Source organism: Streptomyces sp. NPDC003284, from assembly GCF_053589675.1.
The window spans coordinates 641,970-667,899 of sequence record NZ_JBSFSI010000003.1; the positions used below are offsets into that span (position 1 = coordinate 641,970).

26 protein-coding genes are annotated in these 25,930 nt (G+C 74.0%); 16 read left to right on the forward strand and 10 right to left on the reverse strand.

Going from position 1 to position 25,930, the window contains the following annotated elements:
• Positions 1-24: 24 nt before the first annotated feature.
• From folK to ACWDYF_RS09850, 5 genes are all read right to left on the reverse strand, one after another.
• A complete protein-coding gene (gene folK, locus ACWDYF_RS09830; protein WP_381740789.1) occupies positions 25-636 on the reverse strand; it encodes a 2-amino-4-hydroxy-6-hydroxymethyldihydropteridine diphosphokinase in 612 nt (203 codons plus the stop codon).
• Positions 633-992: a dihydroneopterin aldolase gene (gene folB, locus ACWDYF_RS09835; RefSeq protein WP_018568881.1), complete on the reverse strand. Its 360-nt coding sequence runs from the start codon at positions 990-992 to the stop codon at positions 633-635. The genes folK and folB overlap by 4 nt, the downstream gene beginning before the upstream one ends.
• Positions 993-1,240: 248 nt before the next feature.
• Positions 1,241-1,744: a nuclear transport factor 2 family protein gene (locus tag ACWDYF_RS09840; RefSeq protein ID WP_018568880.1), complete on the reverse strand. Its 504-nt coding sequence runs from the start codon at positions 1,742-1,744 to the stop codon at positions 1,241-1,243.
• Entirely contained in the window at positions 1,741-2,670 is a 930-nt protein-coding gene (gene folP / locus ACWDYF_RS09845) for a dihydropteroate synthase (protein ID WP_389473197.1), read from the reverse strand. The genes ACWDYF_RS09840 and folP overlap by 4 nt, the downstream gene beginning before the upstream one ends.
• Before the next feature lie 150 nt (positions 2,671-2,820).
• A complete protein-coding gene (locus tag ACWDYF_RS09850; protein WP_381740785.1) occupies positions 2,821-4,656 on the reverse strand; it encodes a phosphatidylglycerol lysyltransferase domain-containing protein in 1,836 nt (611 codons plus the stop codon).
• Positions 4,657-4,861: 205 nt separating this feature from the next.
• On the opposite strand from ACWDYF_RS09850, the gene ACWDYF_RS09855 reads away from it, so the two are divergent.
• Both ACWDYF_RS09855 and ACWDYF_RS09860 read left to right on the forward strand, forming a co-directional pair.
• The gene (locus ACWDYF_RS09855) at positions 4,862-5,986 is read left to right on the forward strand and encodes an alpha/beta hydrolase (protein ID WP_389473195.1); all 1,125 of its coding nucleotides are present in this window, start codon (positions 4,862-4,864) and stop codon (positions 5,984-5,986) included.
• A 182-nt stretch (positions 5,987-6,168) separates the two neighbouring features.
• Positions 6,169-7,545, forward strand: coding sequence for a hypothetical protein (locus tag ACWDYF_RS09860; protein ID WP_389473193.1), 1,377 nt, complete (start codon positions 6,169-6,171; stop codon positions 7,543-7,545).
• 110 nt (positions 7,546-7,655) lie between these two features.
• Here the strand turns inward: ACWDYF_RS09860 and ACWDYF_RS09865 are convergent, their stop codons facing one another.
• Both ACWDYF_RS09865 and ACWDYF_RS09870 read right to left on the reverse strand, forming a co-directional pair.
• Entirely contained in the window at positions 7,656-9,077 is a 1,422-nt protein-coding gene (locus tag ACWDYF_RS09865) for a PH domain-containing protein (RefSeq protein ID WP_389473191.1), read from the reverse strand.
• Positions 9,074-9,577 (reverse strand): PH domain-containing protein, encoded by a 504-nt coding sequence (locus ACWDYF_RS09870; protein WP_389473189.1) that lies wholly within the window; start codon positions 9,575-9,577, stop codon positions 9,074-9,076. The genes ACWDYF_RS09865 and ACWDYF_RS09870 overlap by 4 nt, the downstream gene beginning before the upstream one ends.
• 31 nt (positions 9,578-9,608) lie before the next feature.
• Between ACWDYF_RS09870 and ACWDYF_RS09875 the strand changes: the two genes are divergently transcribed.
• On the forward strand, positions 9,609-10,760 hold the full coding sequence (locus ACWDYF_RS09875; RefSeq protein WP_389473187.1) for an NADH-quinone oxidoreductase subunit D: 1,152 nt from the start codon (positions 9,609-9,611) through the stop codon (positions 10,758-10,760).
• Here the strand turns inward: ACWDYF_RS09875 and ACWDYF_RS09880 are convergent.
• Positions 10,725-11,837, reverse strand: coding sequence for an SAM-dependent methyltransferase (locus ACWDYF_RS09880; protein ID WP_389473185.1), 1,113 nt, complete (start codon positions 11,835-11,837; stop codon positions 10,725-10,727). The two genes, ACWDYF_RS09875 and ACWDYF_RS09880, sit on opposite strands and share 36 nt — an antisense overlap.
• 118 nt (positions 11,838-11,955) lie before the next feature.
• Between ACWDYF_RS09880 and ACWDYF_RS09885 the strand changes: the two genes are divergently transcribed.
• Complete coding sequence (locus ACWDYF_RS09885) at positions 11,956-13,161, forward strand: sensor histidine kinase (protein WP_018568871.1); 1,206 nt, start codon at positions 11,956-11,958, stop codon at positions 13,159-13,161.
• 142 nt (positions 13,162-13,303) lie between these two features.
• Positions 13,304-13,975 (forward strand): response regulator, encoded by a 672-nt coding sequence (locus tag ACWDYF_RS09890; RefSeq protein ID WP_018568870.1) that lies wholly within the window; start codon positions 13,304-13,306, stop codon positions 13,973-13,975.
• Between the two features lie 84 nt (positions 13,976-14,059).
• Here the strand turns inward: ACWDYF_RS09890 and ACWDYF_RS09895 are convergent, their stop codons facing one another.
• The gene (locus ACWDYF_RS09895) at positions 14,060-15,166 is read right to left on the reverse strand and encodes a DUF5937 family protein (protein WP_381740771.1); all 1,107 of its coding nucleotides are present in this window, start codon (positions 15,164-15,166) and stop codon (positions 14,060-14,062) included.
• A gap of 154 nt (positions 15,167-15,320) precedes the next feature.
• Here ACWDYF_RS09895 and ACWDYF_RS09900 point away from each other — a divergent pair, with 154 nt between their 5' ends.
• Positions 15,321-15,548 (forward strand): hypothetical protein, encoded by a 228-nt coding sequence (locus tag ACWDYF_RS09900; protein ID WP_389473182.1) that lies wholly within the window; start codon positions 15,321-15,323, stop codon positions 15,546-15,548.
• A 121-nt stretch (positions 15,549-15,669) separates the two neighbouring features.
• Here the strand turns inward: ACWDYF_RS09900 and ACWDYF_RS09905 are convergent, their stop codons facing one another.
• Entirely contained in the window at positions 15,670-16,953 is a 1,284-nt protein-coding gene (locus tag ACWDYF_RS09905; RefSeq protein WP_389473180.1) for a threonine aldolase family protein, read from the reverse strand.
• 177 nt (positions 16,954-17,130) lie between these two features.
• Between ACWDYF_RS09905 and ACWDYF_RS09910 the strand changes: the two genes are divergently transcribed.
• The 10 genes from ACWDYF_RS09910 to ACWDYF_RS09955 all read left to right on the forward strand — a co-directional run bounded on the left by ACWDYF_RS09910 (position 17,131) and on the right by ACWDYF_RS09955 (position 25,914).
• Entirely contained in the window at positions 17,131-18,084 is a 954-nt protein-coding gene (locus ACWDYF_RS09910) for a Rossmann-like and DUF2520 domain-containing protein (RefSeq protein WP_389473178.1), read from the forward strand.
• A gap of 91 nt (positions 18,085-18,175) precedes the next feature.
• Positions 18,176-19,195, forward strand: coding sequence for a pantoate--beta-alanine ligase (gene panC, locus ACWDYF_RS09915; protein ID WP_389473176.1), 1,020 nt, complete (start codon positions 18,176-18,178; stop codon positions 19,193-19,195).
• Positions 19,192-20,925 carry an L-aspartate oxidase gene (locus tag ACWDYF_RS09920; protein WP_381740763.1) on the forward strand — a complete coding sequence of 578 codons (1,734 nt, stop codon included), beginning with the start codon at positions 19,192-19,194 and terminating at the stop codon, positions 20,923-20,925. The genes panC and ACWDYF_RS09920 overlap by 4 nt, the downstream gene beginning before the upstream one ends.
• A 4-nt stretch (positions 20,926-20,929) precedes the next feature.
• Positions 20,930-21,934, forward strand: coding sequence for a carboxylating nicotinate-nucleotide diphosphorylase (gene nadC / locus ACWDYF_RS09925; RefSeq protein ID WP_381740761.1), 1,005 nt, complete (start codon positions 20,930-20,932; stop codon positions 21,932-21,934).
• Positions 21,925-22,722 carry a type III pantothenate kinase gene (locus tag ACWDYF_RS09930; RefSeq protein ID WP_018568862.1) on the forward strand — a complete coding sequence of 266 codons (798 nt, stop codon included), beginning with the start codon at positions 21,925-21,927 and terminating at the stop codon, positions 22,720-22,722. The genes nadC and ACWDYF_RS09930 overlap by 10 nt, the downstream gene beginning before the upstream one ends.
• A 380-nt stretch (positions 22,723-23,102) precedes the next feature.
• The gene (locus ACWDYF_RS09935; RefSeq protein WP_389473173.1) at positions 23,103-23,864 is read left to right on the forward strand and encodes a serine/threonine-protein kinase; all 762 of its coding nucleotides are present in this window, start codon (positions 23,103-23,105) and stop codon (positions 23,862-23,864) included.
• A 54-nt stretch (positions 23,865-23,918) separates the two neighbouring features.
• Positions 23,919-24,110, forward strand: coding sequence for a hypothetical protein (locus ACWDYF_RS09940; RefSeq protein ID WP_381740758.1), 192 nt, complete (start codon positions 23,919-23,921; stop codon positions 24,108-24,110).
• A 147-nt stretch (positions 24,111-24,257) separates the two neighbouring features.
• The gene (locus tag ACWDYF_RS09945) at positions 24,258-24,734 is read left to right on the forward strand and encodes a BlaI/MecI/CopY family transcriptional regulator (RefSeq protein ID WP_381741030.1); all 477 of its coding nucleotides are present in this window, start codon (positions 24,258-24,260) and stop codon (positions 24,732-24,734) included.
• 9 nt (positions 24,735-24,743) lie between these two features.
• The gene (locus ACWDYF_RS09950) at positions 24,744-25,313 is read left to right on the forward strand and encodes an amino-acid N-acetyltransferase (RefSeq protein WP_078509999.1); all 570 of its coding nucleotides are present in this window, start codon (positions 24,744-24,746) and stop codon (positions 25,311-25,313) included.
• A 262-nt stretch (positions 25,314-25,575) separates the two neighbouring features.
• Positions 25,576-25,914 carry a histone-like nucleoid-structuring protein Lsr2 gene (locus ACWDYF_RS09955; RefSeq protein WP_018568857.1) on the forward strand — a complete coding sequence of 113 codons (339 nt, stop codon included), beginning with the start codon at positions 25,576-25,578 and terminating at the stop codon, positions 25,912-25,914.
• Positions 25,915-25,930 lie beyond the last annotated feature (16 nt).

Consider the following 25,930-nt stretch of genomic DNA (forward strand, 5'->3'; position numbering starts at 1 on the left):
CGGGATCTTCCTCGACCTTAACGACTACTCGGGCAGTCGAAGTTCCAGGTCCGCGCGCGGTGCGACACCCGTGCGGGTGACGGCGCCCAGCAGGCCCGCCACGTCGCCCCGGCCGGGGAGCTGGGCGTCGGGGTCCACGTCGTGCCACGGCGCGAGGACGAACGCGCGTTCGTGGGCGCGGGGGTGGGGGAGGGTGAGGAGCGGGTCGTCGGAGACGACGTCGGCGTAGGAGACGATGTCGACGTCGATGGTGCGCGGACCCCAGTGCTCGTCGCGGACCCGGTGGAAGGCCTCCTCGATGGCGTGCGCCCGCTCCAGCAGGGAGGACGGCGGCAGCGTCGTCTTCAGGACCACCACCGCGTTGAAGTACGAGGGCTGGGTGTCGGGCTCGACGCCCCACGGCTCCGTCTCGTAGACCGGGGAGACGGCCTTGATGCGGACGCCCGGGGTGTCCTCCAGGGCGTCGACGGCGCCCTGGAGGGTCTCCAGGCGGTTGCCGAGGTTGGAGCCGAGGGAGAGCACGGCGCGTTTCGGGTTGCTGAGCGTGGTGTCGGCCGCGTCGACCTGCTCGACGACGGAGGCGGGCACCGGCTGGACGGTCGGGTCGCTGTGACCCTGGAGGAAAGGTCGGGTCATACTCGGCTCCGGGTGATGGTGACGGTCACGTCGTCGAAGGGGACCGTGATCGGGGCGTCCGGCTTGTGGACGCGGACCTCGACCTCCAGGACGCCTTCGTGCTTCAGGCAGGTCTGGGCGATGCGCTCGGCGAGGGTCTCGATGAGGTTCACCGGCTCGCCCTCCACCACGGCCACGACCTCTTCGGCCACGATGCCGTAGTGCACGGTCTTCGCCAGGTCGTCGTCGGCCGCGGCCTGCCGGGTGTCCACCCCCAGGACGATGTCGACGAGGAAGGTCTGGCCGTCCTCGCGCTCCTTGGGGAACACACCGTGGTGCCCGCGGGCCTTCAGGCCGCGCAGCGCGACACGATCCACGCGAATCACTCCTGCAATCGTCGGTGACGGCCGGGTCGTACCGCGTGCGGGCGGTACACCGGCCTCGGACGAATCTACCTGCGGGCGCCGACACCGCCGGGACACGGGGGCGCCGGGGCGAGCCGGGCCCGGGAGCTTTCACCCGGTGTTTCCCCTGGAGAACCCGGTTGCTCACCGGCCGGTGGCCGCCCACGCCGCCGGACCCGTGATTCCGGCCACTTCCGCGTCGGTGCCCGTCGCCTACCCGTTCACGCGGGCGGGCCCTCCTCCTCGTCGCCGTCGTTTTCGGCCAGAACCGGGGAGGCGTGGTGCGACCAGAGCTTCCAGCCGAGCGGGGTGCGCCGGAACACGTTGGTGGCGACGACGAGCTGTCCGACCAGCGGGCCCAGCTCGTCACCGGCGGCGGGCGCCGGACCGCCGCTGAGGATGTTCTCGGTGCAGGTCACCAGGGCGGTGTCGCCGGTGACCGAGACATGCACATCGGTCAGGAAGAACTGGATGTAGTCGGTGTTGGCCATGATCAGCGCATAGCTGCGCAGGACCTCGCCGCGGCCGGTGAGCACCGGCCAGCCGGGGTGCACGCAGGAGATCACACCGGTGTCCGCCGGGTCGTGGTACTCCTCGTCGACGCCCAGGTCGGACGGGGTGAGCCAGAGGGAGGTCAGCTCCTCGAAGTCGCCCTGCTCCAGTGCCTCGTAGAAGGCGGTGTTGGCCGCTTCCACCTGTTCCACGTCCGTGTGGGGAGCGCTCACCGGGCTCCTTCGGGGGAGCCGGCCGGGCCGTCCGCAGGGGCGTCCGCCGGGGCGGTGCCGCCGGTCGTGCGCGCCTGTTCCACGGCGCGTGCGACCCGTACCGCGTCCGCTGTGGCGCGTACCTCGTGCACGCGGACCGCCCACGCTCCGGCGTGCGCCGCGAGCGCGGAGACGGCGGCCGTGGCCGCGTCGCGCTCGCGGGCGGGCGGCGGCGCGCCCTCCGGTCCGGCCAGGACGCGGCCGAGGAACCGCTTGCGGGAGGCGGCGACCAGGACGGGGTGGCCGAGGCCGAGGATCCGGTCGAGACGGGCCAGGAGCATCAGGTCGTGCTCGGCGTCCTTGGAGAAGCCGAGGCCGGGGTCGACGACGACGCGGTCGGGGGCGATGCCGCCCTCCAGGACGGCCTCCACGCGCGCGTGCAGCTCGTCGGCGACCTCGGTGACGACGTCGGCGTAGACGCCCCGGACGTTGCCGCCCTGGAGGAAGCCGCGCCAGTGCATCACGACGAAGGGCGCGCCCGCGTCCGCGACCGCGGGGATCATCGCGGGGTCGGCGAGGCCGCCGCTGACGTCGTTGACGAGGGCGGCGCCGGCCGCGAGCGCCTGCTCGGCGACGCGGGCCCGCATGGTGTCCACGGAGAGGACGACGCCCTCGGCTGCCAGGCCCCGGACGACCGGCAGGACGCGCCGCAGTTCCTCGTCCTCGTCGACGCGGGGGGCGCCGGGGCGGGTCGACTCGCCGCCGACGTCGACCAGGTCGGCCCCTTGGGCGACCAGGTCGAGGCCGTGCTTGACGGCGGTCGTCGTGTCGAACCAGCGGCCGCCGTCGGAGAAGGAGTCGGGTGTCACGTTGACGACCCCCATGACCGCGCAGCGGTCCCATGCCGGTAGGCCCGCCACTCGGCCGCGCCCGCTCTGGTTGCTCATACGTTCAGCGTAGGCCCCGGGTCCGGGGCCGATCCCGTTGGCCCGGCTGGCCGGGGGCCGGTACGGGAGCGGCCCGAGCGGTCGCCGCCTCCGGTCGGGAGGCGGCGACCGCTCGGGCCGCGGGGCGCGTGGGCGCGGGGCGTGCGCGGGTCAGGCCGCGCGCACGTCCCGTTCGGCCACTCCGTGGGCGCACGGACGCTGTCCTGCCTTGCGACGGCGCAGGAAGCGCGGCACGGGCAGGGCCAGGGTGACGAAGCCCTCGGCCTGCATGGCGGCGAAGCCGATGCGGGCCAGGTCGGAGGAGGAGCGGTAGACGACGAACCGCGGCTCCCAGCGGGGCTGGAACTTGGCGTTGAACTTGTACAGCGACTCGATCTGGAACCACCGGGACAGGAACACGAGCAGTCCGCGCCAGGCGCGCAGCACCGGGCCCGCGCCGATCTTCTCGCCGCGCGCGAGGGCCGAGCGGAACATCGCGAAGTTGAGCGAGACCCGGCTGATGTCGAACTTGGGGGCGGCCTGGAGCGCCGCGACGATCAGCAGTTCGTTCATGCCGGGGTCGGCGGAGCGGTCGCGCCGCATCAGGTCGAGGGAGACGCCGTCCTCGCCCCACGGCACGAAGTGCAGGATCGCCTTCAGGTCGCCGAACTCGCCCGGCTCGTCGTCCTGCTTGTGCGCGGTGGCTATGAGGCAGTCGCCGTCGGCGGGGTCGCCGATGCGGCCGAGCGCCATGGAGAAGCCGCGCTCGGTGTCGGTGCCGCGCCAGTCCTCGGCGGCCTCCCGGATGCGCTCCAGCTCGGCGTCGCCGAGGTCACGGATACGCCGTACCCGGGTTTCGTAGCCGGCCCGTTCGATGCGCTTGACCATTTGGCGGACGTTGCGCATCGCGCGTCCGGCGAGTGAGAAATCCGCGACGTCGACCACCGCCTCGTCGCCCAGTTCCAGGGCGTCCAGACCGGTCTCGCGGGTCCAGACCTCGCCGCCGGTCTCGGAGCAGCCCATGACGGCGGGCGTCCAGGAGTGGGCCTTGGCCTCGTCCATGAAGCGCTCGATGGCGCCCGGCCAGGCCTCGACGTCACCGATGGGGTCGCCGCTGGCGAGCATCACACCGGAGACCACCCGGTAGGTCACCGCGGCCTTGCCGCTGGGGGAGAACACGACGGCCTTGTCGCGGCGGAGCGCGAAGTGGCCGAGGGAGTCGCGGCGGCCGTGCTTGGCCAGCAGCGCGCGCAGCTGGACCTCGTCCTCCTCGGTCAGCCGGGCCGCCGGGTGCTCGGGGCGGAAGGCCAGGTAGATCGTGGTGACCGCGGTGATCCAGCCGAGCGCGCCCAGGGAGAAGGCGACGGTCCAGGAGGTGTTGCCCTGGTAGTCGACGGGGCCCTCGAAGCCGACGAGGCCGTAGACGACGTGGGTGAGCCGGTCCGCGACGCTCGGGTCGCCGACCATGCGGTCCGTGTGGACGCTGACGATGAGCATGCCCAGCGCCAGCGAACCGGCGCTCATCAGCACGAAGTTGGTCAGCGCCCGCCACCTGCTGCGCGGGTCGGGCAGCGCCGAGAACTCCTTGCGGTGGAGCACCAGCGGGGTGAGCAGCGCGAGGGCGATGACGACGCCGACCACGGAGTGCCGGTAGACGAACTCGGCCGCGGCGCCCGCCGGGAGCAGCGCCACGGCGGCGCGCCAGGCACGGCGCTTGCGCCGGCGCAGGCCGTGCGCGAGCAGCAGCAGGAGCACGCCGGCGCTGAGCGAGAGAGCCGCGGCGAACGGTCCGAACGAGCCCGGCAGCACCTCGGCCCAGGCGTGCATCCGGCTGTGCCGGAAGCGTGGGAAGACGCCCGCGGCGATGTCCAGCAGGCCCACGACCGCGCAGGCCCGGCCGATCAGCGTGGGGACCGCCTCAGGGCGTGGACCGCGCAGTATGCGCCGTACCCGGCCTGATCCGCTCGGAACCCCGCCCGGCTTTTCCCCATCTATCCTGACAGACATCGCATCCCATAGTTCTGCGAGAGACCTTGAATCCGGTGCCGATCCGGGCATCCGGCGACATTGCGCCCTCTAGGACGGTGTCTGGGGCAGGAAGGTTCACTCCCCACCCGGAATCCGGGTCAAAGGCCAGGGAAAGCCCGGGTCCGGCCGACGCCGTCGAGGCGTCGGCCGGACCCGGGCATGGAATGCAGGCAGGAAAGAGCTCATGGGTCTCACGAGCAAGAAGGTGCTGGTACTGGCGGTGCTGTTCGCCGTACTGCTGTTCGTCGCCACGGTGTGGCTGTGGCCACGGCTGGCGCGGCGCAACTGGCGGGCGGTCAGCGGCCGGATCGGCATTCTGGCGGCCACCCAGGCAGCGATCTTCGCCTGCGTCGGCCTCGCCGCCAACCAGGCCTTCGGCTTCTACGCCAGCTGGGCCGACCTGTTCGGTCAGGAGACGGACCAGGGTGTGGTCGTCGACCATATGGCGGGCGGTGCGACCGGGCCGCTGCGTGTGGTCGGCACCCAGCAGGTGCAGATGGCAGGCGGATCCCGGCCGCAGCTGACGGGGCAGATACAGAAGGTCGACATCGTGGGCCGTACGTCCCACATCGCCTCGCCCGCGTTCATATACCTGCCGCCGGAGTACTTCCAGCCGCAGTACCGCACCCGTACGTTCCCCGCGTCCGTGGTCCTCACCGGCTACCCGGGCACCGCCCAGGCGCTCGTCAGCAAGCTCGACTACCCGCGCACGGCACAGCAACTGGCCAAGCAGGGCCGGATGGAGCCGATGATCCTGGTGATGCTGCGGCCGACGGTCGCGCCGCCGCGCGACACCGAGTGCGTGGACATCCCGGGCGGCCCGCAGACCGAGACGTTCTTCGGCCGCGATCTGCCGGACGCGGTGGCCGCGCACTACCGGGTCGGCAAGAAGCCGGGCGGCTGGGGCATCATCGGTGATTCCACGGGCGGATACTGCGCGCTGAAACTCGCCATGCACCACCCCGAGGTGTATGGCGCGGGGGCCGGTCTGTCGCCTTACTACAAGGCGCCGATCGACCCGACGACCGGTGATCTGTTCCAGGGGAACGAGCAGCTGAAGAATCGCGCCGACCTGGCGTGGTTCATCAAGCACCAGGCAGCTCCCGACACTTCGCTGCTCGTCACCAGCAGCAAGCACGGCGAAAGCAACTACCGGTCGACGATCAGGTTCATAGACGCGGTCAAGGCGACGAAGAAGACCCGTGTCTCGTCGATCATCCTGGACAGCGGCGGCCACAACTTCAACACCTGGCGGCGCGAGATCCCGCCGACCCTTCAGTGGGTCAGCGCGCGGCTCGCGGAGCGCTGAGACGGGGCTGTGCGAGGTGCCCTGGAGAGGCACCGATGAATGATCTTGGAATTGCTCCGGAGTTCGGCCGAACTCGCCCCGCGCCCGGCCCGAACTCCTGATGTGCTGTGAAGATTTCGGTATGGCCGCCTTTTTGCGGGGCGGCCCACCATGATTCGCCTACGCGCGGTAAGTTTCTGGCCATGCCACGTGGACGTCACCGCCATTCCCCTCCCTTGCACAGGCTGCTGCCCCCCACGGCGATCGCCGGCGTCTCTGTCGTCTGCGCCCTGGGGCCCTGGGTGTTCACGGCACCGGTGGTGCTGCGGTCTCTCGCGGCGGCCGCCGCGGTGACGGCGGTCGCCGGTGCGGTCGTCCTGCGCCGCTGGGACACCCAGGCGGGCCGCCGGGTGGCCGACCTCACGCGCGCGCGTGCGAGCGACGAGTGGCGCTTCGAGGAACGCGTCGCCGAACTCGAGTCGGACCTGGAGGAGTCGCGCGGACTGCGCTCCCGCCTGGAACAGAAGCTGCGGGCCAAGCGGTCCGAGCTGGCGCGGCTGCGCAACGAGCACGCGGCCCTGCTGCGGCGCTACGCCACGGCCGAGACGGAGCGGGCGAGCGCGCTGGAGGGCCGCCGCCTGCTGGAGCTCGAGGCGGCCACGGATCTCCCCGCGCTGCCCGCGGGCCCGAGCGCCCAGGCGCAGGCGCCGCAGGAGCCGGAGGAGCAGCGGGTGGGCGTGGCTCCCGCCGTGTTCTCCCCCGAGGGCTCCGAGCTGTTCGCGCGGGCCGGGGCGGCGCTGGCGCGGCTCGGCACGGACGGCGAGCGCGGCGCGCGGGATCACCGCGACGCCGGTGACGGTGCTGGCGCCGATGGCAGCGCTGGTCCCGATGACGCCGACGGCGCCGATGACGACGTTGTCGACGGTGACGACCGCGGTGAGGGTGCCGACCGCGGCGAGGGTGCCGACCGCGGCGAGCGGGCCGGGCGCGCGGACGCGGCCCCGGACGCCGACGCCGAGGCGGGCGCGGCCCGTGCGCGGGAGACGGCGGACGGGCCGGAGGGGGAGGCGGGGACGGCCCGGTCCGCCGAGGCCGGGCCCACGGACGCCGCTGGGCGGACCGATGGCGCCGACGACGCCGGTGCCGCCGACGCGGCCGCGCCGGGCGGCAGGCCGCAGCACCCCGCCGGACACTTCGCCGTGCCGACCGCGGTGGCCGTCGTGCCGCCCGCGCCCGCACGGCGCCAGGTGACCGCGGGCGGGTTCGACTTCTTCGGTACGAAGAAGGGCGCGCCGCCCGCCGCCCTGGAAGCCGTCCAGAACGAGGACCTGGCGGACGTCGTCGGCCCGGAGGCGCTCGCCCTGCACAAGGCCGAGGCCGAGGCTGAGTCCGAGGCCGATTCCGGGAGGTCCGAGTCCGGGAGGTCCGATTCCGAGTCCGGGAGGGCCGGGACCGGGGCCGGGCACGAGCGCGCCGACGCGGCGGCCGGGGCCGAGGCGGCGAACCAGGTCATCGACCTCACCGCCCACGACGAGACCGAGCAGCTCGACGTCCTGGACCTGCGCACGGCGGCGTCCTGAGGGCGGACCCACGTCGAAGAGCGAGCATCGGCACATCGGTAAGGGGCACGGTCCTTTAGACCGTGCCCCTTACCTCTACCTCTTGTTACCTCTACTACCTCTTGTTACCTCTACCTGGCCGGGTCCGCCTGCCCGTCCCGCTCCATCCACCGGTCCGGCCGGGCGTCCCGCCGTCCCGTACGGGAGCGCTCGGCCTGCGTCCGCAGCAGCCGCTCCGCCTCACCGGTGCCCCGCAGCCGCGCCGTCACCGTCTTGTTCGCGCCGGTGTCCACCTGGATGTCGGCGACGCCCCAGAGGCGCTCCCAGGGCCCCTGGGTGAGCCGTACGCTCTGCACCTTGGCGTGCGGGACCAGCGCGAGCCGCCGCCGCAGCAGCCCGTGCCGGGCGGCGAACACCGTGCCGGTGACGGCGACCCCGTACCCCCGCCACCGCACCGGCGCGCACCACCGGGCACCGCGCGGCGGCCGGGCCAGGGACGAGGTCTCCGGCACGGCGACGCCCGGCAGCACCCGGGAGATCACAGACTCGGCGATCTCCCGGGGAGCCACCGGCAGCAGCACCGAGTTCGAGGACCCGGCCACGTCCAGCTCCACCCGGACCCAGCCGCGCCCGGTGCCGGGTCCGCCCGCGCCGGGCGCCCGCCAGCGCCGCCACAGCAGCGGTTCCACGATCCGTACGGTCTGCACGCGTCCCGGCGGCACGGTCTCGTGGGTGCGGTCCAGCAGGCCTCGGTCGATGCGCAGCCCGTCGGGCGACTCGCTCAGCGTCCAGTCGTAGGCGGCGACGAAGCGGCCCACGCTGCTCGTCACGGCCCCGCCGAGCAGCGGCAGGGCGGTGGCCAGGACCGTCCACAGGCTGTGGGTGGCCAGCCACAGCAGGGACGGCACGACGACGGCGGCGAGGAGCGAGCCCCAGGTCGCCCCCATCAGCAGCAGCGAGACGGCTATCACGCGCGCGGGGACGCGGACCAGCTCCCGCGCGGGTGCCTCGCCGACCTCCTGGGCGGTGTCGGCGGAGAATCCGGCGGCGCGCGCGAGCAGTTCGGCGCGCAGCGCGCGGGCCTCGTCCTCGCCGAGGAAGGCCAGTTCGTCCTTCTTGTCGGTCCCTATGACGTCGAGCTTCAGCTTGGCGACGCCCGCGAGGCGGCCGAGCAGGGGCCGGGTGACGTCGACGGCCTGGATGCGCTCCAGGCGGATGTGCGCGGTGCGGCGGAACAGCAGTCCGGTGCGGATGCGCAGTTCGGTGTCGGTCACCGCGAAGTGCGTGAACCACCAGGACAGGAAGCCGTAGAGGGCCGCCGCCGGGAGGAGCACGGCGAGGCCGGCCAGCAGCCAGGCCGTGGTCAGCCGGGTCAGCTGCTGCTGCGCCTGGCCGGGGTCGTGGACGGCCCAGCCGGCGAGCACGGCGACCGGCGCCCAGGCGCGGCGCAGCGGGGTCACCGGGTGCAGCCGCCGCTCGACGACGGGCCGCGCGGCGGCGGGCCCTCCCGCGGTGCCCGCGTCCTCGGTGGCGTCCGCCTCCGGCGCCGTCACAGTCCCGCCGATCGGGCCTGGCCCAGCTCGGTGAGCCGGTCGCGCAGCCGTTCGGCCTCGGCCGGGTCCAGGCCGGGGATCGTCGCGTCGGTGGCGGCGGCCGCCGTGTGCAGTTGCACGGTGGCCAGCCCGAAATGCCGTTCGACCGGGCCCGAGGTGACCTCGACCAGCTGCATCCGGCCGTAGGGCACGACGGTCTCCTCGTGCCACAGCACGCCCCGGACGATCAGCAGGTCGTCGGCGCGCTCGGCGTAGCGCCAGGAGCGCCAGTTGCGCCCCAGCAGCACCCAGCCCCAGGCCGCCGCCGCGAGCGGCACCAGCGCGAACGCCGCCCAGGCCGGTCCCGCCATCGCGCCGAGCACCCAGCCCACGGCCACCGCCGCCGTTCCCAGCCACACCACGAGCAGCAGGCGGCGCATCCGCAGCAGGCCGGGCGGCAGTGCCGTCCACCCCGGCTCGGCCCCGGCCGCCCGCTCGTTCTCCGGACTCCCCGTCTCCATGAGGCAAGCGTACGTAGGGGAGACTGGGTCCATGACTCCTACGACGGAGACGACGGTCGGGATCGGCGGTGCCGCGGAGAGCACCGACATGGTGCTCAACATCGGTCCCCAGCACCCGTCCACGCACGGGGTGCTCCGGCTGAAGCTGGTGCTGGACGGCGAGCGCATCAGGAGCGCGGAGCCGGTGATCGGCTATATGCACCGCGGCGCCGAGAAGCTGTTCGAGGCGCGGGACTACCGGCAGATCATCATGCTGGCCAACCGCCACGACTGGCTGTCGGCGTTCTCGAACGAGCTGGGCGTGGTCCTGGCCGTGGAGCGGATGCTCGGCATGGAGGTGCCCGAGCGGGCGGTGTGGACGCGCACGCTGCTCGCGGAGCTGAACCGGGTGCTCAACCACCTGATGTTCCTCGGCTCCTATCCGCTGGAGCTCGGCGGCATCACCCCGGTCTTCTACGCGTTCCGGGAGCGCGAGATCCTCCAGAACGTGATGGAGGAGATCTCCGGCGGCCGGATGCACTACATGTTCAACCGGGTCGGCGGCCTCAAGGAGGACATCCCGGCCGGGTGGCCCACGCGTGCGCGCGATGCTGTCGCCGCCGTGCGCTCGCGCATGGACGTCTTCGACGACCTGGTGCTCGGCAACGAGATCTTCCGGGGGCGCACCCGGGGCGTGGGCACGCTGTCGCAGCGCGCCGTGCACGCCTACGGGGTGAGCGGGCCGATCGCGCGCGCCTCCGGCGTCGACCTCGACCTGCGCCGCGACGAGCCGTATCTGGCGTACGGAGAGCTGGCGGACGTCCTGAAGGTGGTCACCCGGCAGGAGGGCGACTGCCTGGCCCGCTTCGAGTGCCTGCTGGAGCAGACCCACAACGCCCTGGACCTCGCCGACGCCTGTCTGGACCGGCTGGCCAGTCTCGCGCCGGGACCGGTCAACCAGCGGCTCCCGAAGGTCCTCAAGGCGCCCGAGGGGCACACCTACGCCTGGACCGAGAACCCGCTCGGCATCAACGGCTACTACCTGGTCAGCAAGGGCGAGAAGACCCCGTACCGGCTGAAGCTGCGCTCCGCCTCGTACAACAACATCCAGGCGCTGGCCGAGCTGCTGCCGGGCACGCTGGTGGCCGACATGGTGGCGATCCTGGGGTCAATGTTCTTCGTGGTCGGGGACATCGACAAGTAGGGCGGCCCGCGCCCGGGGGAGGCCCACCGGCTGGAGCAGCCAGCCGAAGTCGCCGAGTCCGCCGGACGCGGTGAGCTCCGCGGCCTCCCCGGCGCTCGCGAGGGCGCGCACGTACTCCGCGGGGCGCGTGGAGGCCAGTGCCAGCGGAGGGCGTGCGCCGGTGAGACCGAGGGCGTGCAGTGCGGTGCGCTGGGTGAGCAGGCGTGCGCGGGGGAGCGCGTCAGGGGTGTGCGCGGGGCGCGTGCCCGAGAGGTGCGCGGCGTGCGCGGCGCAGGCGTCCAGGGCCACGTGCGCCGTGAGATCGCAGGTGCCGTCCGGTACGGGCCGGGTCTCCCGTCCGTCCCGGAAGCCGGTGAGGGTACCGAACGGCGGCCGGGCGCCCGAGCGGTGCGCGTAGTCCACGGCGACCGCCAGCCCCCGGTCGAGGCAGGAGACCGCCTCGGCCCAGGCGGTGTCCCTGGGCAGGCCGATCTCCGCGCGCAGGCCCTCCTCGGGAGGCAGCGGCCACCACCGGGCCAGCCAGGCGGCCTCGGCGCCCGCCACCGGCTCCCCGAGCCGTTCCGTGCCGTCGCGCCGGACGAGCACGCGCCGGGGCACACCCGCCGCGTCGGTCTCCGCCACCTCCACCGGCACGTTGTCCAGCCACTCGTTGGCGAAGAGCAGCCCGGTGACGTGCCGGGGCGGGGCGCTCAGCCACTCGATCCGGTGATCGAGTCCCGGCGGGCGGCCGGCGACCTCGACCGCGTACACCCGGGTGCGGGCGGCCACCGGGGCGGGCAGCGCGGCCAGCACCCCCGCGGCCAGCTCCCCGTGACCGGCCGCCATGTCGACGAAGCCGAGCACCCCGGGCCGCTCCAGCGCCTCGTCGAGGCGGCACAGCAGCCGTGCCACGGCGGCCGCGAACAGCGGCGAGGCGTGCACGGACGTGCGGAAGTGCCCGGCCGGTCCCTCGGGCCGCCGGTAGAAGCCACCCGGCCCGTACAGGGCGTCCCGGGCCGCCGCGCGCCAGCCGCGCCACTCCCGCCCGCTCTCCCGCGGGTGCTCCCGCGGGCGTTCCCGCGCTGTGTCGTCGGCCACCTCGCCAGCGTAGGCGTACAGGCGATCACGACCTCCACCTTGGGGAGTACGCCCGGGGGGTGCGGATCGGCCCTCCGGTTGACCCGTGCACCACTCACGTTTCCCTACTCTGGGTTACGTGCAGCGTCTCTACGACTTTCTCCGCAGGCACCCGACATGGGTCGACGGCTTCTGGGCCCTCGTCCTGCTCGGGTTCTCCGGCCTGGGTGCGGTGAGTGTCGACGGGACGCCGGGCCACCACGGGACGCTCCCCGCGGCGCTCGCGGTGTCCGTGGTGCTGAGCGTGGTGGTCGCGCTGCGCCGCCGGATGCCCGAGAAGATGGTGCTGCTGGCGGCGGCGACGGGCGCGGCCCAGCTGGTGCTGGACATCGAGACCACGGTCGCCGACTTCGCCATGCTGGTGATCATCTACACGGTCGCCGCGATCGGCGCCCGCTGGGCCTCCCGGTTCGCCCTGGCCGGCGGGATGTCCGCGGCGACGCTCGCCCAGATCCGCTGGCCGCAGGAGAACTCCAGCGTCGCCGGGAACGTGGCGATAGCCGTCTTCACGACCGTGCCGTTCGCCCTGGCCTGGGTGCTCGGCGACTCCATGCGCACCCGCCGCGCCTACTTCGCGCAGTTGGAGGAGCGGGCCGCCCGGCTGGAGAAGGAGCGCGAGGCGCAGGCCAAGGTGGCGGTCGCCGCCGAGCGCGCCCGCATCGCCCGCGAGCTGCACGACGTGGTCGCGCACAACGTGTCGGTGATGGTGGTCCAGGCCGACGGCGCCGCCTATGTCCTGGACGCCGCGCCCGACCAGGCCAAGAAGGCCCTGGAGACGATCTCCTCCACCGGCCGCCAGGCCCTCGCCGAGATGCGCCGCCTGCTGGGCGTGCTGCGCACCGGCGAGCACCAGGAGGGCGGCGAGTACGTGCCGCAGCCCAACGCCGAGCAGATCGAGGACCTGGTCGAGCAGTGCCGGGGCTCCGGGCTGCCGGTCGACTTCCGGGTCGAGGGGACACCGCGTCCGCTGCCCAGCGGCGTCGAGCTGACCGCGTACCGGATCGTGCAGGAAGCCCTCACCAACACCCGCAAGCACGGCGGACCGAACGCGGGCGCGAGCGTGCGCCTGGTGTACTTCGACGACGGTCTGGGACTGCTGGTCGAGGACGACGGCAAGGGCGCCCCGCACGAGCTGTACGAGGAGGGCGGCGCCGACGGGCAGGGGCACGGCCTGATCGGGATGCGCGAGCGCGTCGGTATGGTCGGCGGCACGCTGGACGCGGGACCGCGCCCCGGTGGAGGCTTCCGTATCAGTGCGCTGCTGCCGCTCAAACCGGCGCACTGAAGCCGACGCACACTGCCGGTGACACCTGTCACGCCGTTGTGCGCCGGTGCACCGCCCGACCGGCCGCGACCCGCTGCCCGCCCGCTCGCGCCGCTGTGCCGCCCGTACGACGCTCCTATGACGAAGACGAAGAGGAACCCCGATGACGATCCGCGTGATGCTCGTCGACGACCAGGTGCTGCTGCGCACCGGATTCCGGATGGTGCTGGCCGCCCAGCCGGACATGGAGGTCGTCGCGGAGGCGGGTGACGGCGTCGAGGCGCTCCAGGTGCTGCGGGCCACCGCGGTCGACGTGGTGCTGATGGACGTCCGGATGCCGAAGCTGGACGGGGTGGAGACCACCCGCCGTGTCTGCGCGGAGCCGAACCCGCCCAAGGTGCTGATCCTGACCACCTTCGACCTGGACGAGTACGCCTTCTCCGGGCTCAAGGCGGGTGCCTCCGGGTTCATGCTCAAGGATGTGCCGCCCGGTGACCTGCTCGCCGCGATCCGCGCGGTGCACAGCGGTGACGCGGTCGTCGCGCCCTCCACCACCCGGCGCCTGCTCGACCGGTTCGCGCCGATGCTGCCCTCCGGCGGCCAGGAGCCCCGGCACAAGGAGCTCCAGCGGCTCACCGAGCGGGAGCGCGAGGTCATGATCCTGGTCGCGCAGGGCCTGTCCAACGGCGAGATCGCCGCCCGGCTGGTGCTGTCCGAGGCGACCGTGAAGACCCATGTGGGCCGCATCCTCACCAAGTTGGGCCTGCGTGACCGTGTGCAGGTGGTCGTCCTGGCCTACGAGACGGGGCTCGTCCGCGCGGGCGGCCACGGCTGAGACCCGCACGCGGGGGGCCACGGCTGAGACCCGCACCGCCCCGCCCGGGGCCGCGGACGCGCCCCGGGTCCCCGGGCGCGCGGGTCAGCGCAGGATCCCCTCCAGGAAGTCGCTGCCCAGCCGGGCCACCATCGTCACGTCCAGCTGGTGGTAGACGTACCGGCCGCGGCGCCGGGTGGTGACCAGACCGGCCTTCTTCAGCACGCTCAGATGCCGGGATATCTCCGGGGCGGTCATGCCGTGCGCCTGGGTCAGCTCACCGGTGGTGAACGCGCTGCGGGCCAGGCTGCGGCACAGCCGCATCCGCACCGGGTGGGACAGCGCGGACATCCGCAGCGTCAGCTGCTCCACGGAGGGCGGCGCGGCCGGTTCGGGCGAGCCGACCGGGTAGTGCAGCACCGGCTGCCAGGCGTGGCGGTGCAGCACCATCAGGTGCGGCCAGCCCAGGCTCGTCGGGACGAGCAGCAGACCGCCGCCCGCCGTGGCCGTGCGCCCGTCGCCCAGCTTGTCGACCGTGATCCGGGCCGCGGCCTCGTCCAGCGCGACCGCCGGGGACACCGCGGTCAGCGCGTCGGCCAGGCCCCGGCGGCGCAGCAGCTCCGTCTTGTGCCGCGCGTCCGCCGCGAGCTGGTGGCGCAGCCGGGCCCAGGTCTCCGCGAAGAACGCCTCGTCGCAGTCCTGGAGGAACTGCCGCAGCCAGCGCCTGATGTGGGGCGGGTCGGCCAGCAGCCGCTCACTGAAGAGCACCTGCTGCGGCCCGCGCGCGGCGGCCAGCTCCAGCGCGCGGCGGCGCAGCCGCGCATCGCCCAGCGGGCCGGGGCCCGGCCCGCTGTAGGGCAGGGCGCAGGTGAACTCCAGGGCCGCGTCCACGAACTGCTCGTCGGACAGCTTGTCCAGCAGGTCCAGCTCCTCGGCGAGCGTCTGCCCCGGCAGTCCGCTCGCGCCGGGCAGCCCGGCGAAGGGCAGGAAGAGGTCGGAGAACGTCGTACGCCACAGGAAGTCCGCCTCGCACATCCGGTCGGCCAGATGCGGGTCGAGCCGGGCGGTGACGCCCGTGACCCAGCCCTGGAGGCCCGGGTGGTGCGCCGGCTCGGACAGCGCGTGCAGCGCCATGCCCAGCTCGGCCAGGGGAGAGGGCACGACGGCGATCCCCTCCGGCCGCAGCCCCGTGATGTCGATGCGCACGCTCATGCCCCCATGGTGCACGCGCCCACCGACAACGCGGACCCCGATTGACGGCCGCCGTCAATCGGCGGGACTTCGGCCGGGCGGCGGCGCAGGGTGGAGGCACCGGGGCAGCCGCGGAGCCTCTTCCATCCACCCGTCCCGAGAGGGCGATACGGCCATGAGCCTCACCGAGCAGTACTTCCTCGACGTCCACCGCGCCCGCCGCCACGGCGAGCCGGAACCCCCCGCGCCGGGCCTCAACGACTGGCAGATGGTGCGTGAACTGCGGGAGCGGCGGCGCTTCGGCGCGGTGCTCGCGGGCCGTCCGGCGCACGGGCGGCTGCGCCTGGCCCTGGACCGGTGGCGGCACCGGCAGGCGCGGCGGCCCCGCGCCACGGGGTGCTGAGCCGCACCGCACCGGACCGCGGCCGCCGCCGCACCGCGCCGGGACGCCGCCACCGGAGGCGTCTCCGGCGCCGGAGAGGGCCCGCCCGTTCCACCCGCCCCGGCCTCGTGGGTGCGCCGGGTCAGGTCCGGGCGCACGCCTCGGCGAGGCACGCGGCGAAGCCGGCGACCGCCGACCGCACGTCGTCCGCCGTCCACTCCAGGCCCGCGGCGCGCACGGTGACCTCGGTGAAGGCGAGCCCGGGGCCGCCGCGGTCCCAGGGGCGGGCGAACAGCAGCGTCCGCGTCGCCTCCCCGTGGAGCACCGCCGCCTCGGCGAGCACCTCCGCGTCGTACGGCAGCCAGACCTGGAACTCGTGGGTGTGCGGCACCTCGGGGTGCACGCGGAACCAGGGCACCCCGGCCGCCGCGAAGCCCTCGCGCAGCGCGGCGGCCACCACGCGCGCGTGCCGCACGTACGAGGGCAGGCGGGGCAGCTCCCGGTCGAGCCCGGCCAGCGCCGACAGCGCGGTCGGGAACTGCTGGAAGACCGTGCCGCCGTACCGGTGCCGCCAGGTCTTCGCCTCGGCCACCAGCTCGGCCGGCCCGGCGAGCACCGCGCCGCCGAGGCCCTCCAGGGACTTGTAGAGCGACACGTACACGCTGTCGGCCAGGTCCGCGATCTCCGCCAGCGGCCGCCCGAAGTGCTCGGTGGCCTCCCACAGGCGCGCGCCGTCGAAGTGCACCACGGCGTCCCGCTCGCGGGCCGCGGCGACGACGTCCGTCAGCTCTTGCCAGGTGGGCAGCACGAAACCGGCGTCCCGCAGGGGCAGCTCCAGCATCAGCGTCCCGAAGGACTCGTCCAGGCCGCGCACCTCGTCGGCGGTCGGCTGCCGGGGCTCGCTCGTCACCCGGACCGGGCGCAGCCCGCTGACCTGGCTGAACGCATGGCGTTCATGCACCTCGGGGTGGGCCAGGGCGTGCAGGGCCACGGCCCGGTCGCCGGTGCGGGCCGCCCAGCAGCGCAGCGCGACCTGCTGGGCCATCGTGCCGGTCGGGAAGAAGGCGGCGGCCTCCTTGCCGAGCAGGGCCGCCGTCCGCTCCTCCAGGGTTTCGACGACACCGCTGCCGTACATGTCCGACGTCTCGTCGAGGTCGTGGACGTCCCGTGCCTGCTCCAGGTCCGCCAGCCGCTCCCGGAGCGTGCCGAGATAGGCGGGGCGCGACAGGACGCGCTCCGCGCTCCGGTAGGCGGCGAGGCGCCGTTCGCGCAACCGCGTGCGCCGCTCCTCGGCCGCGGCCGGGTTCTCGGCCGGGTCCTCCTGATGATCCGTCCGGCCCGTGCCGTCCGCCCGGCCGTGGTGCCGGTCCTGGTGCCGGTCCTGGTGCTGGTCCTGGTCCGCCGTGTCGTCCATGCCGTGGATCATCCCCCGCGCCGCTCGCACGGGGCACCCGGATTTCACCGCCGGCCGCGCGGGCGTGCCGCGGGCCGTGGTGTGACCCACAGCCTGTGGACGAACGGACGCCTCCCGGACGGATAGCGTTAACATGACGAGAAATCGTCCGGTACCCGGAGCGGACTGGAACGGGAAGGCCACTGCCGCGTGAGTACAAGCCAACAGCCAGACCCCAGGGACCGCCCCGCGCGGCTCACCGTCGGCGTCGTCGGCGCCGGCCGGGTGGGTCCCGCGCTCGCCGCGTCCCTCCAGCTCGCGGGCCACCGTCCGGTGGCCGCCTCGGGCGTCTCCGACGCCTCCAGGCGGCGGGCCGGGCACCTGCTGCCCGGCGTCCCCCTGGTGCCGCCCGCCGAGGTCCTGCGGCGCGCCGACCTGGTGCTCCTGACCGTCCCCGACGACGCCCTGCCCGCCCTCGTCGCGGGCCTCGCCGAGACCGGCGCCGTACGCCCCGGCCACCTGCTCGTGCACACCTCGGGGCGGTACGGCACGCGGGTGCTGGACCCCGCCCGGCGCGCGGGCGCGCTGCCGCTGGCCCTGCACCCGGCGATGACCTTCACCGGCACCCCCGTGGACGTGCAGCGGCTGGCCGGGTGCTCGTTCGGCGTCACGGCGCCCGAGGAGCTGCGGATGGCCGCCGAGGCCCTGGTCATCGAGATGGGCGGCGAACCGGAGTGGATCGCCGAGGAGATGCGCCCGCTCTACCACGCGGCCCTCGCCCTGGGCGCCAACCACCTGGTGACGCTGGTCGCGCAGTCCATGGAGCTGCTGCGCGCGGCCGGTGTGACCGCCCCCGACCGGATGCTCGGCCCGCTGCTCGGCGCCGCCCTGGACAATGCCCTGCGCTCCGGCGACGCGGCCCTCACCGGCCCGGTCGCGCGCGGGGACGCGGGCACGGTCGCCGCGCACGTCGACGAGCTGCGCCGACACGCCCCGCAGACCGTCGCGGGCTATCTGGCGATGGCCCGCGCCACCGCCGACCGCGCCCTCGCCCACGGGCTGCTCAAGCCGGAGCTGGCCGAGGATCTGCTCGACGTCCTGGCCGAAGGGACCGCGCGCCCCGGCGGCACCGACGCCGGTGACGACGAGGGTGATGCCCGATGACCCGCGCGGGGCACTCGGCGAACCGGACGGCGCGGACCGCCGCGGAGGAGGGCCGCCCGGTGACCCCGGCGCCCGGGAACGGAGACGCCCGATGACCACAGCCCTGCTGCGCACCGCCGACGAGCTGCACGCGCGCGTGCGCACCGGCCGCCGCGCCGTCGTGATGACCATGGGCGCCCTGCACGACGGGCACGCCGCCCTGATCCGCGCCGCGCGCCGGAGCGCGGGCGACGGCGGCGAGGTCGTCGTCACCGTGTTCGTCAACCCGCTCCAGTTCGGCGCGGGCGAGGACCTGGACCGCTATCCGCGCACCCTGGAGGCGGACGTCAAGCTCGCCGAGCAGGCGGGCGCCGACGTCGTCCTCGCGCCCTCCGCCGGCGAGGTCTACCCCGGCGGCGAGCCGCAGGTGCGCGTCACCGCCGGGCCCATGGGCGGACGCCTGGAGGGCGCCTCCCGCCCCGGGCACTTCGACGGCATGCTCACCGTCGTCGCCAAGCTGCTGCACCTCACCCGCCCGGACGTCGCCCTGTTCGGGCAGAAGGACGCCCAGCAGCTCGCGCTGATCCGCCGCATGGTGCGCGACCTGAACTTCGGCGTGGAGATCACCGCCGTCCCCACCGTCCGCGAGGACGACGGACTGGCCCTGTCCAGCCGCAACCGCTACCTCTCCCCGCAGGAGCGGCGCACCGCCCTCGCGCTCTCCCAGGCCCTGTTCGCCGGACGCGACCGGCACGCCGCCCAGGAGGCGCTGCGCGCCCGCGCCCGCGAAGTGCCCTCCACGCGCGCGCGTGCCGACGCGCTGAGCGCGCTGGGCGAGTCCCGTGCCGCGGCCGACGCCGCCGCCGTCGCCAAGGCGGCACCCGGCGCGCCCGACGCCGTCCGCGCGGCGGCCCGGCTGGTCCTCGACGAGGCCGCCCGCCTCGATCCGCCGCTCGAACTGGACTATCTGGCCTTGGTCGACCCGGCCGACTTCACCGAGATCGGCGACGGCTTCACCGGCGAGGCCGTCCTCGCCGTCGCCGCCCGGGTCGGGGCGACCCGGCTGATCGACAACATCCCCCTGGCCTTCGGCGCCCCCGGGGACCCGGCAACCCTTGGAGCCGCCTTGTGACCAGCACCGGCATACGCCTGCACGCGCCCGCGCCCGGGTGGTCCGTCGCCGCGGACGTCGTGGTCGTCGGCTCCGGCATCGCCGGGCTCACCGCCGCCCTGCGCTGCGAGGCCGCCGGGCTGACCACGGTGGTCGTCACCAAGGCCCGCCTGGACGACGGGTCCACCCGCTGGGCCCAGGGCGGCATCGCCGCGGCCCTCGGCGAGGGCGACACCCCCGGGCAGCACCTGGACGACACCCTGGTCGCCGGGGCCGGCCTGTGCGACGAGGAGGCCGTACGGATCCTTGTCACCGAGGGCCCCGACGCGGTCCGGCGGCTCATCTCCACCGGGGCCCGCTTCGACACCGACGACGCGGGCGGCATCCAGCTCACCCGCGAGGGCGGCCACCACCGCCGCCGCATCGTGCACGCGGGCGGCGACGCCACCGGCGCCGAGGTGTCCCGGGCGCTGGTCGAGGCGGTCCGCGCGCGCGGGATCCGCACCGTGGAGAACGCCCTCGTCCTGGACCTGCTCACCGACGCCGAGGGCCGCAGCGCGGGCGTCACCCTGCACGTGATGGGCGAGGGCCAGCACGACGGCGTGGGCGCCGTGCACGCGCCCGCCGTGGTCCTCGCCACCGGCGGCATGGGTCAGGTGTTCTCCGCGACCACCAACCCGGCCGTGTCCACCGGTGACGGTGTGGCTCTCGCCCTGCGCGCGGGTGCGGAGGTCTCCGACCTGGAGTTCGTGCAGTTCCACCCGACCGTGCTCTTCCTCGGCGCGGACGCCGAGGGCCAGCAGCCGCTGGTCTCCGAGGCGGTCCGCGGCGAGGGCGCCCACCTGGTCGACGCCGACGGCGTGCGCTTCATGCTGGGACAGCACGAGCTGGCCGAGCTGGCGCCCCGGGACATCGTCGCCAAGGGCATCACGCGCCGGATGCAGGAACTGGGCACCGAGCACATGTTCCTCGACGCCCGGCACTTCGGCGCCGCCATGTGGGAGCGGCGCTTCCCCACGATCCTGGCCGCCTGCCGGGCCCACGGCATCGACCCGGTCACCGAACCGGTTCCCGTCGCCCCGGCCGCCCACTACGCCTCCGGGGGCGTACGCACCGACTCCCGCGGCCGGACCACCGTGCCCGGCCTGTACGCGTGCGGGGAGGTCGCCTGCACCGGCGTGCACGGCGCCAACCGGCTCGCCTCCAACTCCCTCCTGGAGGGACTGGTCTACGCCGAGCGGATCGCCGCCGACATCGCCCGCGAGCGGTCGGAGGGCGCTCTGCACGCGCGCGTGCCCGAGCCCGTCCCGCACCCCGGGCAGCCCGCGCACCCGCTGCTCGCCCCCGAGACCCGGTTCGCGATCCAGCGGATCATGACCGAGGGCGCCGGTGTGCTGCGCTCCGCCGCCTCCCTGGCCACGGCCGCCGACCGGCTGGACGCGCTGCACACCGAGGCCCGTTCCGCCCTCGACGAGAACGGCAAGACCGCCGAGCCCGGCATCGACACCTGGGAGGCCACCAACCTCCTGTGCGTGGCCCGCGCCCTGGTGGCCGCCGCCGGGCTCCGCGAGGAGACCCGCGGCTGCCACTGGCGCGAGGACCACGCCGAGCGCGACGACGCCCGCTGGCGGCGCCACAACGTCGTACGGCTGAACCCGGACCGCTCGCCGGTCGTGCACACCACGGACACCGCAGACTTCCCCCCGACCCGTCCCGGGGCCACCGGGCCCCGCCGTCCCCAGGAGCAGTGAACAAGTGAGCACCGAAGACCTTCCCCTCGCCCCGAACGGCGGCTGCGGCGACGGCTGTGCCTGCGGCGCGGACACCGACGAGGACCACGACGGCTACGACGAGTGCGGGCTCGACCCCGCGCTCGCCGAACTGCTGGCCGGTGCCGGACTCGACCCCCTGGAGGTCGAGGACGTCGCCAACGTCGCCGTCCAGGAGGACCTGGCCCACGGCGTGGACGTGACGACGGTCGCGACCATCCCCGAGGAGGCCGTGGCCACCGGCGACCTCACCGCCCGCGAGGCCGGTGTGGTGGCGGGCCTGCGCGTCGCCGAGGCGGTGCTCTCGGTGGTCTGCACGGACGAGTTCGAGGTCGAGCGGCACGTCGAGGACGGCGACCGCGTCGAGGCCGGGCAGAAGCTGCTGTCGGTCACCACGCGCACGCGCGACCTGCTGACCGCCGAGCGCAGCGCGCTGAACCTGCTGTGCCGTCTGTCCGGCATCGCGACCGCCACGCGCGCGTGGGCGGACGCCCTGGACGGCACCCGGGCCAAGGTGCGCGACACCCGCAAGACGACGCCGGGCCTCAGGTCCCTGGAGAAGTTCGCCGTGCGGGCCGGCGGCGGCGTCAACCACCGCATGTCCCTCTCGGACGCGGCCCTGGTCAAGGACAACCACGTGGTCGCCGCCGGTGGCGTCGCGGCGGCCTTCGCGGCCGTACGGGAGGCCTTCCCGGACGTGCCCGTCGAGGTCGAGGTCGACACCCTGCACCAGCTGCGCGAGGTGGTGGACGCGGGCGCCGATCTGATCCTGCTGGACAACTTCACGCCCGGTGAGTGCGAGGAGGCCGTGGCCATCGTCGACGGCCGCGCGCTGCTGGAGGCCTCCGGCCGGCTCACCCTGGACAACGCGCGCGCCTACGCGGAGACCGGCGTCGACTTCCTGGCGGTCGGCGCCCTCACCCACTCCTCGCCGATCCTGGACATCGGCCTGGACCTGCGCGCGCCGGAAGCGGAGCAGGCATGCTCCTGACCATCGACGTGGGCAACACGCACACGGTCCTCGGCCTGTTCGACGGCGAGGACATCGTCGAGCACTGGCGCATCTCCACGGACGCCCGCCGCACCGCCGACGAGCTGGCCGTCCTGCTCCAGGGCCTGATGGGCATGCACCCGCTGCTCGGCGACGAGCTGGGCGACGGCATCGACGGCATCGCGATCTGCGCGACCGTCCCCTCGGTGCTGCACGAGCTGCGGGAGGTGACCCGCCGCTACTACGGCGACGTCCCGGCCGTCCTGGTCGAACCGGGCGTCAAGACCGGTGTGCCGATCCTGACCGACAACCCCAAGGAGGTCGGCGCGGACCGCATCATCAACGCGGTCGCGGCGGTCGACCTGTACGGCGGCCCGGCCATCGTCGTGGACTTCGGCACGGCGACGACGTTCGACGCGGTCTCCGCGCGCGGGGAGTACATCGGCGGCGTCATCGCCCCCGGCATCGAGATCTCCGTGGACGCCCTCGGCGTCAAGGGCGCCCAGCTCCGCAAGATCGAGGTGGCCCGGCCGCGCAGCGTGATCGGCAAGAACACGGTCGAGGCGATGCAGGCGGGCATCGTCTACGGGTTCGCCGGGCAGGTGGACGGCGTCGTGGGCCGCATGGCCCGCGAACTGGCCGACGACCCGGACGAGGTCACGGTGATCGCGACCGGCGGCCTGGCACCCATGGTGCTCGGCGAGTCCTCCGTGATCGACGAGCACGAACCCTGGCTCACCCTGATCGGCCTGCGGCTGGTCTACGAGCGGAACGTGTCCCGGCTGTGAGGCACGCCCCCGCGTGACGCCGCGCCGTACGCGTGCCACCGCGCGCGTACGGCGGTCCGGGCCCTCCCCAGGACGCGCCGGCCGCCCGAGCCGACAGGCCCGCGGCCGCCCGCACCCGCGCGTACGCCCCGCCGCGTCGCGCCGCCCGCGCATAGCGCCTTCCCTCCCCGGGGCCCCTCCCTGACTGCCCCCGCCCACCGGCCGGACCGGTCCCGGCCGAACCCCCGACCGGCTCCCGACCACCCGCGCCAGCCCGACGCGCGGTCGCCCGCGCCCGCGCGCGTGCGCCCTGTCGGGCCGCGCCACGCGCCCGGCACGCCACGCCCGCCACGCACGCGCCTTATGTCGAATTTGTCTGATTAGCGCGTATCGTCGGGCCCATGCCCACGCCATATGGAACCCGCGGCGGCATGGCGTTCGGCGCGGAGGAGCTGCGTGTGCTCCGCCGCGCCCTCGCCGTTGCCCTTCATCTCCGCCCCGCCCGCGCCGAGGACGTGCAGGACTGCCTCCGCCTCGCCGAGTCGCTCGACGAGGCGATGCGCGAGGGTGCCCGGCTGCGCGCGTTCCTGGTGGCCGACCTGGCCCGCTACCGTGACGCGCTGCCCGGCTCGGCTTCCGGCTACTTCGCGCTCCTCGACGAGGCCCTGGGCGCCGGATACCGGCCCGTCCCCGACGACCTCGCGGCCCTGGGCGCCCTGCGCGGCGCCCCGGCCGCCGCCGCCCTGCTGCGCCGCTGCGCCGGGCACGGCGCCGCCCCGGCGGTCCCGGCCTCCCGCGCCCCGCGCGGGGACTTCGGCCCGCTCGCCGCCGTCCAGGCGCCCGCGCCCGGTGTGCCGGCCGCCCGTTCGGCCCAGGACGGCGGAGCGAGTCCCGGGCCCGCCAAGCGGCCCGCGCCCAAGCCGGGCGAGCGCCCCGCTCCCGCGGGGCCCGCTCCCGCGCGGCCCGCCCCCGCGCAGCCCAGCCCGGCCCAGCCCGCCAGGCCCGCGCAGCCCGCCCGGCCCGGTCCGGCGCCCGCTCCCGGGGGCGGCAAGCCCGCCCGCCGCCCCGTCCCGACGCCCGGCGAGGTCTTCCCGCGCCGCAGACCGGCGTCGCCGTCCCCCGGCTCCGGCCAGCGGCTCGTCGCCCGTCTGGCCGCCGTGTAGCCATCCGGGCGACCCCGCCCCTGTTTGTCCCCGGCTCCTGGCTACTCTGGATCCATGGACTACGTCTCCGCACTCGTTCCGCCGATCGTGATGGCCGCGTTCTTCATCGGCCTGGTCAGGGTGATCGTGAAGACCCAGGGCGGTGCCGCCAAGGCCAAGGAGGACGCGGCCGTCGATGCCGCGCTGGCCCGTACGGGAGGCGGCGGGAACGCCGCCTCCGCGGGGACCTCCGCCCCCGACGCCTGACCCGGCGTCCGGCTCCGGGCCCGACCCGTCGTACGCCCTTTTTGTTCGCTTTCCTGGCGTAATCGGATGTTCGGCACGCTTCTGACCGCATCTCCCACTAAGGTCTGAGGTGTGCCTCGCCCCTTGGGAGAACTCGAAGACGCGGTCATGACACGGGTGTGGAAGTGGAACCGCCCGGTGACCGTTCGAGAAGTCCTGGAAGACCTCCAGCAGGAACGGACCATCGCGTACACCACGGTGATGACCGTTTTGGACAATCTCCATCAGAAGGGCTGGGTGCGCCGGGAAGCGGAAGGCCGGGCCTATCGATATGAGGCCGTCTCCACCCGGGCCGCCTACGCGGCCGCACTGATGAACGACGCCTGGTCCCAGAGTGACAACGCCGCCGCCGCTCTCGTCGCCTTCTTCGGCATGATGAGCGAGGAACAGCGGCAGGCCCTGCGGGACGCCGTACGGATCGTCGAAGGCGCGCCGGAGGCCACGGCGGCGGGGTTGCGCACGGAAGGCACCGAAGCCGCCGCCGGTGAAACCGCAGGCGAAACCGGCGGTGAAACCCATGGCGAAGCCGACGGTGAAACCGGCGACCGGAACCCCGGCGCCGGACCCGGCGGCACCGGGCGATAGCGTCCGCCCATGCCCGCAGAGCAACCCGCAGAGCATCCGGCGAAGCGACCCGCAGCGCAGCGCGAAGTCACCGCAAAAGCCATCACCGTCCGGCGGGCCCGGACCAGCGATGTCCCGGCGGTGCGCCGACTGCTCGACGACTACGCCCGCGGACGCATCCTCCTCGACAAAGCGACCGTGACGCTTTACGAGGACATCCAGGAGTTCTGGATCGCCGAACGGGACGACAACGCCGAGGTCGTCGGGTGCGGCGCACTGCACGTGATGTGGGAAGACCTGGCGGAAGTGCGCACGCTCGCGGTGAAGCCGGGACTCAAGGGCGCCGGTGTGGGGCACCGGCTGCTGGAGAAGTTGCTCCAGACCGCACGCTGGCTCGGCGTTCGCCGCGTATTCTGCCTGACCTTCGAAGTCGACTTCTTCGAGAAGCACGGCTTCGTGGAGATCGGTGAGACACCTGTCGACACGGATGTCTACGCCGAGCTGATGCGTTCCTATGACGAGGGCGTCGCGGAGTTCCTCGGTCTCGAACGAGTGAAACCGAACACCTTGGGCAACAGTCGGATGCTTCTGCATCTGTGATCCACACCGGCGCCCGGAGAGGACGGCGGTGCCGAGCCGTGGAAGCCGCATTCCGCCGGACCGGCCATGCCCGCGTTCCCTATGTCCGAAACGCGCATGTTTCCGGGCGGGGATGAGGGTCCGGTCTCTCCCAGGGGTTTGTGTTTTTCCCGCAAAAGCGGTTTGCTTTCCGACGTACTGCAGTACTGCATATAACAGGGGACGGTGAAACGGCGGACGCCGACCCACCCCGGCCCTGACGTTATCGATGAAAGGAAATCCGGTGGCACAGAAGGTTCAGGTCCTTCTTGTCGATGACCTCGACGGCGGCGAGGCGGACGAGACCGTGACGTTCGCACTGGACGGCAAGACCTACGAGATCGATCTCACCACTGCCAATGCGGACAAGCTCCGCGGCCTTCTCGAGCCGTACGTGAAGAGCGGCCGGCGTACCGGCGGCCGTGCTTCGGGCGGGCGCGGAAAGGCGCGTGCGGCGGCGGCCGGCGGCAGCCAGGACACCGCGCAGATCCGTGCGTGGGCCAAGGAGAACGGCTACGACGTCAACGACCGCGGCCGCGTCCCCGCGACCATCCGCGAGGCGTACGAGAAGGCCAACGGCTAGTCACCGCCGGCGAGAC